The sequence below is a fragment of the Psychrosphaera saromensis genome (genome assembly GCF_002954545.1).
Taxonomy (GTDB): Bacteria; Pseudomonadota; Gammaproteobacteria; order Enterobacterales; family Alteromonadaceae; genus Psychrosphaera; species Psychrosphaera saromensis.
Genome location: NZ_MSCH01000001.1, coordinates 1 through 483 on the forward strand (window position 1 = coordinate 1; position 483 = coordinate 483).

Below are 483 nucleotides of genomic sequence, written 5' to 3' on the forward strand. Positions count from 1 at the left end.
AAGAAAAACCTGAAGGCCTGTAGCTCAGCTGGTTAGAGCGCACCCCTGATAAGGGTGAGGTCGGCAGTTCAAGTCTGCCCAGGCCTACCAAGCCTTTGGGGATATTGAACCCAAGCCATCAAATAGATGGGGCTATAGCTCAGCTGGGAGAGCGCTTCCCTTGCACGGAAGAGGTCTGCGGTTCGATCCCGCATAGCTCCACCACTTCTTCTTAAATGAACATAAGCTCAAATAAATACACATTAAGTGGTTAACTTTAGTGTCTATTTATTTGAGTTTTTTAAAACTCAATTGCTCTTTAACAAATTGGAAAGCTGAATAAAAAATAAAGGTATAAATCTTATTTTAGTTCTTAGGAATTGGATTAAGTAATTTGTATCACTGTAAGAGAAAACTCAAGCGTTATTTATGTCGATTGTGTTTTTAGCGAACGCAATCAAAATGGCATAACCTACGACTTAGTGCGAGAGCATTTAAGGTTGT

Annotated in this window: 2 tRNA genes; both read left to right on the plus strand. The window is 40.2% G+C overall.

Features of this window, described 5'->3' with window-relative positions:
• Positions 1-13 precede the first annotated feature (13 nt).
• A tRNA-Ile gene (locus tag BTO11_RS00005) sits at positions 14-90 on the plus strand.
• A gap of 38 nt (positions 91-128) precedes the next feature.
• A tRNA-Ala gene (locus tag BTO11_RS00010) sits at positions 129-204 on the plus strand.
• Positions 205-483 lie beyond the last annotated feature (279 nt).